This is a genomic window from Embleya sp. NPDC001921, assembly GCF_053594475.1.
Genome location: NZ_JBSFEO010000123.1, coordinates 1 through 5,803, shown reverse-complemented (window position 1 = coordinate 5,803; position 5,803 = coordinate 1). Strand labels below are relative to the sequence as shown.

At 69.4% G+C, this 5,803-nt stretch carries 11 protein-coding genes; all 11 read right to left on the bottom strand.

Going from position 1 to position 5,803, the window contains the following annotated elements; translation table 11 throughout:
• Positions 1 to 659, bottom strand: a 659-nt coding sequence (locus ACWCPW_RS51380) for a terminase large subunit domain-containing protein (RefSeq protein WP_449768582.1), incomplete at its 3' end; no start/stop codon positions are given.
• Entirely contained in the window at positions 628 to 999 is a 372-nt protein-coding gene (locus tag ACWCPW_RS51375) for a phage terminase small subunit P27 family (RefSeq protein ID WP_449768581.1), read from the bottom strand. The genes ACWCPW_RS51380 and ACWCPW_RS51375, both read right to left, overlap by 32 nt.
• A gap of 241 nt (positions 1,000 to 1,240) precedes the next feature.
• Entirely contained in the window at positions 1,241 to 1,600 is a 360-nt protein-coding gene (locus ACWCPW_RS51370; RefSeq protein WP_449768580.1) for an HNH endonuclease, read from the bottom strand.
• Positions 1,601 to 1,718: 118 nt separating this feature from the next.
• A complete protein-coding gene (locus ACWCPW_RS51365) occupies positions 1,719 to 2,054 on the bottom strand; it encodes a hypothetical protein (RefSeq protein ID WP_449768579.1) in 336 nt (111 codons plus the stop codon).
• Positions 2,055 to 2,065: 11 nt separating this feature from the next.
• Entirely contained in the window at positions 2,066 to 2,338 is a 273-nt protein-coding gene (locus ACWCPW_RS51360; protein WP_449768578.1) for a hypothetical protein, read from the bottom strand.
• Between the two features lie 10 nt (positions 2,339 to 2,348).
• Positions 2,349 to 3,383: a DUF4082 domain-containing protein gene (locus ACWCPW_RS51355; protein WP_449768577.1), complete on the bottom strand. Its 1,035-nt coding sequence runs from the start codon at positions 3,381 to 3,383 to the stop codon at positions 2,349 to 2,351.
• Between the two features lie 13 nt (positions 3,384 to 3,396).
• Positions 3,397 to 3,909: a hypothetical protein gene (locus tag ACWCPW_RS51350; protein WP_449768576.1), complete on the bottom strand. Its 513-nt coding sequence runs from the start codon at positions 3,907 to 3,909 to the stop codon at positions 3,397 to 3,399.
• Between the two features lie 308 nt (positions 3,910 to 4,217).
• On the bottom strand, positions 4,218 to 4,433 hold the full coding sequence (locus tag ACWCPW_RS51345) for a hypothetical protein (RefSeq protein ID WP_449768575.1): 216 nt from the start codon (positions 4,431 to 4,433) through the stop codon (positions 4,218 to 4,220).
• A gap of 64 nt (positions 4,434 to 4,497) precedes the next feature.
• On the bottom strand, positions 4,498 to 4,950 hold the full coding sequence (locus tag ACWCPW_RS51340) for a hypothetical protein (protein WP_449768574.1): 453 nt from the start codon (positions 4,948 to 4,950) through the stop codon (positions 4,498 to 4,500).
• Between the two features lie 89 nt (positions 4,951 to 5,039).
• Entirely contained in the window at positions 5,040 to 5,348 is a 309-nt protein-coding gene (locus ACWCPW_RS51335) for a hypothetical protein (RefSeq protein ID WP_449768573.1), read from the bottom strand.
• A gap of 113 nt (positions 5,349 to 5,461) precedes the next feature.
• Positions 5,462 to 5,803 (bottom strand): DUF6221 family protein (locus tag ACWCPW_RS51330; RefSeq protein WP_449768572.1); only part of this gene is annotated, 342 nt, incomplete at its 5' end.

Genomic DNA, 5,803 nt, shown 5'->3' with positions numbered 1-5,803 from the left:
CTCTTGTGCTCGTGCAGCTCGTCGATGATCGCGCAGTGGATGTTCGCCCCGTGCTGGGCGCCCGCCACGCTGGAGATCGGCTTGAAGTAGGAGCCGCTGCGCTTGTGAAGGATCTTGTCCTTCATCGCCAGCACGTGCTTCTTCAACGCCGGCGCCGCCTCGGCGAGCTTCTTCACCGGCTCGAAGACGAACCCCGCCTGCTCCTTCGTCGTTGCCGCGGTGATGACCTGCGCGCCCTGCTCGCCGTCCGCACACGTCATGTAGATCGCGAGCCCGCCGGCCAGGGTGCTCTTGCCGTTCTTGCGCGGCACGTCCACGTACAACTCGCGCACCACGCGCACGTAGTCGTCCGCGTCCTCGTCCCACCGCACCCAGCCGAACACCGGCGCCAGGATGTACGCCACCTGCCACGGATCCGGCTTGAGCGGCTGCCCCGCCCACTGACCCTGCGTGTGCCGCAGCAGCCCGAAAGCCTTCAGCACCTTGTCGACCCGATCCGGGTCGAACACCGCCCCCGGCGCCTCGCCCGGCGACGGAGTCTGCACCGCGGGCGGGCAATCCGGGAGCGGGATGCCCCGCTCCTCCAGATACCAGGCGACCTCGGGCGACAGCTTCAGGCGCTCAAGGTCAGGCGAACGGGTTGTCGTCCTCGCCGCCATCTTCGGCCCCCCTCGCGAGGGCCTGCTCCGACGACGGGGTCAGGCCGAAATGAGCGGCGAACGAGCGAAGTTCACGACCCGCGTTACGCGCGATCCCCACCGCCGGATGCGGAAGCGTCCCCTGCTTCGCCTCGATCGTCAGACCCTCCTGGTGCTGCTGACGAATCGCCGACACGAACGTCGACCACGTCTCGCAGTACGCGACCAACACCGCCCGATCCTCCTCCTTGAGGATGTCCAGACGCTGCAAACCCGGGACCACCCGCGCCCACTCCGCCGCCGCCTCCGGGCTGAGCCAATCCGGCGGGGTCGGCGCGATCCGCCTGAACGCCGGGCCCACGTTGACCGCCCGACCGGCCGAATCCGTCCCCTCCGAGCGCCCCTTGAGGAGCCGCAGAGCGGCGGGCTGAGCGATCCGCCCCATGCCTGCTCACCCCCCATGGCCGATTCTGTGCACGCAGAAGTTCCGTTAACCGCGACGCTGTCTTTTTCGGAAATCTCCGTGATTTGAACTCCCATTCCCGGAGAATTTCCCGGGAAAAAGATTTCGAAGATTTTTCTGAAATGAATTTCCGGAAGATTCAGATGTTTTCTCTCTGGATCTTCTTCAGCGTCCTGGCCTGCGCGTTGTCTTCCTGTGTCTTGGATCCGTGGCATGGGCCGCACAGGCTCTGCATGTTGTCGGGGTCCCACTTGGAGCCGCCTTGGGAGAGCGGCACGATGTGGTCGACTTCGACGGCTTTGGTGCCGCAGTGTCGGCAGAGCCATTCGCGGCGGAGTTGCTGTGTTCGGGCTGTGCGCCATTTGCTGGTGGAGCCTTTGCCCCAGGCTTTGGATCGTTGTTGCCAGGGTGGGCGTTGGTGGTCCGTGCAGCGCCCGCGGGTGGTGGCCATCTCGTGGCAGCCCTGTTCGCCGCAGCGGGTGGGTGGTGCGGTGGGCATGGGCCTGCCTCCTGCCGGGTCGGCTCGGCTGCCCGGGTGCGGCGTCCGCTCACCCGCGGGGACGGGGGCGGGTGCCATCCCGGGGGGTGGGGCTTCGACCCTGGGGGGTGGGGGGGGGTCAGCGGTCGTTGAGGGTGTAGGCCGTCAGCTTGAGGTCGAGGTGGGCGACGTCCACGTTGATGGAGGCCCCGTAGATGTCGGTGGGGAAGGGGCCGATGCGTCGGAATGCGCCCGCGGCGAGGCTGTAGGTCTTGGCGGCGGGGGTCTGGCCGTCGACGGTCTTGGCGATGTTGATGGTGAGGACGCGGCTTGTGGCGCCGGCGTTCTCGACTTCGAGCCAGGTGCGGCCGTTGTTGACGACGATGTGGTTGTTGGTGGCGTCGCCGACGACGGGGGTGCCGGGCTGTACGCCGGCGCGGGTGATGAGGGTGACGGGTACGTTGACGCGGGCCACGGCGGGCCTCCTTAGGTGATGACGACGAGGCCGGTGGTCTCGGTGATGGTTTCGGGGGGTGCTGTGATTTCGACCCAGAGCTTGTGGGTGCCGAGGGTGAGGGTGTGTCCGTCGGGTCCGACGAGGAGGCGCGCGGTGTTGTCGACGATCTCGGCGGTGTGCCAGTCGCCGGTGGCGGGTCGACCGCCGCTGGTGAAGGCGAACCGGGCTGCGGTGGCCGCCGCCGTGTCGGGGCCGGTGAGGTCGCACTTGATCCATTGGGTGGACAGGACGGACATCTCCACGGCGACCCCCTCAGGTGTGCGGTGGGCCGATGCGCCAGGTGGTGTGGGGTGGGCCGATGCGGATGTCGCGGTCGGCGCCCGGGGTGTCGAGGTGTTCGGTGGTGTCGTCGGTGAGGCCGAGGGTGTCGAGGACGGTGACCGTCAGGGCTCTGCCGAGGGTGGCGGTGACGCTGTCGGTGAGGCCCAGGGTGTCGGTTGCGGCACGGTCGGTGTCGAGCAGGGTCGTGGCCTGGTCGGCCAGGCCGAGGGGGTCGGCCGGTCCGCGGCTCGCGTCGACTTGGGCCGCGGCGCTGTCGGTGGCGCCGAGCAAGTCGGTCGGGGTGGTGACGCGGTCGATGTCCGCGGTCGCCTGGTCGGTCAGGCCGAGCGTGTCGGTGGAGGAGCGGGCGGCGTCGACGAGCGCGGTGGTCTGGTCGACGAGCCCGATGGTGTCGGTGGACGTGCGCGCCGCGTCGAGGGCGCGGGCGGCGGTGTCGGTGAGGCCGAGGAGTTCGCCGGGTGTGGCGGTGTAGTCGGTGCCGCCTGGGTTGACGTCGGACACGGTGACGTCCGACCAGTAGCAGCCGCCGTCGTACGTTCCGGTCGGGGCGGCGATCGAACCGGCCTCGTCGTAGCGCCCGTTGCCAACGGGCGGGGAGGTGACCGACGCTGCCGGGGGTGCAGTCAAGATTCCGTTGGTGATGCCACCCGAGCCGGGGCCGGATGTGAAATATCCGCCGGTGCCTGCGTACTTGTCGGTGTGGCGGATGACAACGATGTAGCGAACGCCCGCAGTGAGCTGCACGGGTGCCGCCAGGGTGGCCGTGTGCCAGCCGGTGCCGCTCAATGTGAAGCTGACGGCGGTGCCTGGGACTTGGCTGCCGGAGGCGACTGCGTAGATGGCGCCGGTGACGGGGCCGAGTTCGCTGAGCGTTGCGCGCCAGAAGTGCAGCGCGGTGGCCCAGCCGGTGGCACTGAGCACGATTTCGGTGCCCAGGTTGATGGGGCTGGTGGCCTCGTCGGTCGGGTTGCCGTTGGTCGCTGGCCAGAGGCGGTAGGTGGCCACTGCGGCCTCCTACTCAGGCGCCGAGGAGGTCGTGCTGCCAGGTCACGGTGAGGGTGTCGCCGGAGCCTTTGCTGCCGATGCCGGTGAGGAGGACGCGCGCGATGGTGGCGGCGGCCAGCGAAGTGGCGTCGGTCAGCGTCTCGTTCACCAGCACTGCCTCGGTGATCGCGCTGCCCGTGGTGGCCTTGCCCGCGGCCCACACGGCGCGCCAGGTGATGCGGCGCGAGGCCGTGGCGAGAGACGACTGGGGGTAGGTCGCGGCGATGGCCTGGTGCGAGTCGGTCAGGTACGTCGCGAGCGCGGCACCACCGCCGGTCTTGGCCGGGGTCGTCGAGCCGGTCCCGAGCTTCATGCCGGTGATCTGGGCCGGCGGGCTGCCGATTCCGGCGGCGCGCTCCATGTAGTACTGGTCTCCGACCTGGGTGACCAGGTTCTCGGTCTTGCAGTAGCCGATGCGCCGGCCGTCGGGGTCGAGGAGTTCGGCGATGACGAGGCTGCGGATGCGGACGAGGGATCGGTGGTCCACGGGGCCCTCCTCCGGGCATGGGTGAACGCCCGGCACCGTGTGGTGTCGGGGGTGGTGCCGCGGGCGGGATTCGAACCCGCGTCCTCCGGCTGGATAGTCGCCGGCGAGCTGACCTGGCTGCTCTACCGCGGGTCGGGGAGCGCCGCCGTTCCGGATTCGAACCGGTGCCGGCCGGCACGGGCGATCGCCATCGCCTGTCGGCGGCGTCCCTGCTTGGGTCCGGCGTGGGCCGGGGTGTTGGTGGGGCCGGAGCGTTGCTCGACGGCCCCACCTACGTCCCGACGCCGCCCGCGTCGGGGTCTGTGGGGTTAGGGCTGGGCGACGGTGATGTCGGTGCCGTCCCAGATGAGGGTGTCGCCGATGTGCATCGTGATCGGTTCGCCGCCGCCGATGGGGCGGATCTCGAACGTGTCGACGCCCCAACTTGGGTAAGCCAGGCCAAACAGGGTGTAACCGCGCTGGGTGAGCCATATTTCGGTGTCGGCAATGATCACTTCGTAACCGACCCGATGCTGGTCGACCACATGGACCCCTTCGGGTGTGACAGAGGCCCCGAACTGGGGAACGGGGCCTCTGGTTTGTGGGGTGTCAGTACTGCGGGCAGATGTGTTTGCGGACTGCGACGAGGATCTTCTCGGACTTGGTGGGGCCGAAGCCGTCGGGGTTCGCGGGGCCGGTGAAGCGCTTGGCGGTGAGTTCGACGAGCTTGGCCTTGTCGTCGGGGGTGGCCTTTACGGAGGCGCATTGGTCGCGGCCTCGGCTGACGGCCTTGTCGGTCTTGCCGTCGACAATGGCGGGGTCGATGGCGTCGAGGTCGGCGATGTAGGCCGCGGTGGTGGCCGCGTCGGGTTTGGCGACGGGGCCTTCGATGGCGGCTTTGGTGGCCGCGGGGGCGGTGGTGGTGGGCGGTGCGGGTGCTGCCGGGGTTGTGGCGGCGGCGGTCTTCGGCGGGTCGCTGGCTTTGTCGTCGCTGTCGCTTCCGCAGCCGGCGGCGCCGATGACGGCTGCTGTGATGACGGCAGCAATGGTGGTGCGTTTCATGGTCCCCCCACGGGTCGAGTGCGGGGGACGCTACGCCCGACTGGCCGCCAGGGTGGCTGAGTTCACAGATTCGTCCCTGATCGTGTCGCTCATGCCGCCGCGGCTCGCCGGTCGCGCACCTGGAGCGCGGCGATGAACGGGTTGGCCCTGGGGATGGCGTGCCGGCGGGTGGCGTATTCGGCGCGGGCGACGTCGGCGACGGCGTACTTGGGTGGCCCGAGGGGCTTGCCGGCGGCGTCGACGTTGAGGTTGCGGAGGTGTTCGCGTTCGCCGTCGGTGCCGATGTAGCCGCGTTCGCGCCAGTTGGTGATGGCGGAGGGGCGGACGCCGGCGTGGCGGGCGGCCTGTGCTGTGGTGAGTACCTCGGTGGCGGTGAGGTTGTCGGGGGCTTCGAGCACGGCGGGCCTCCTCCGGGTATGGCGAGACCCCCGGGCCTGGTGCGGCTCGCCGGGGGTCTGTGTCGTCGTGTGGGCAGAGTTCTCCCGCACTCATCATTCACGCGTGAACACGATCATGCAAGCCGCCACGTTTCCTTGTAGTCGGGATGGTCGGCGTGCTCCGCGGCAAGATGGCGGAGCGTTGCGCACGGCGTGAGTGCGCGTTCCAGCGGCCGGTCCGGGCTGTACGTGTCGTCGGTGCATGTCGGGCAACGATCGGCGGGCGTACCGCTCCACGCCTTCGGATCATGCTCCTTGATGATTGCGCGTGTGGCCGCCACGTCGCGGAGGACGCGCGCGGGGTCGTGGCGGGCGATGTGCGGGCCGGTGTCCCAGGGGTGGCTGCCGACTTCGTAGTGGCCGCTGACGGTGTGCCCGGTGTCGTCGATGACTTTGTGGTCGCCGCCCGGTGTCTC

What these genes read in the sequence shown, in the direction of transcription:
- ACWCPW_RS51370 (WP_449768580.1), bottom strand. Translation starts at nt 1,600, where the DNA reads ATGCCCACCGCACCACCCACCCGCTGCGGCGAACAGGGCTGCCACGAG.
- ACWCPW_RS51340 (WP_449768574.1), bottom strand. Translation starts at nt 4,950, where the DNA reads ATGAAACGCACCACCATTGCTGCCGTCATCACAGCAGCCGTCATCGGC.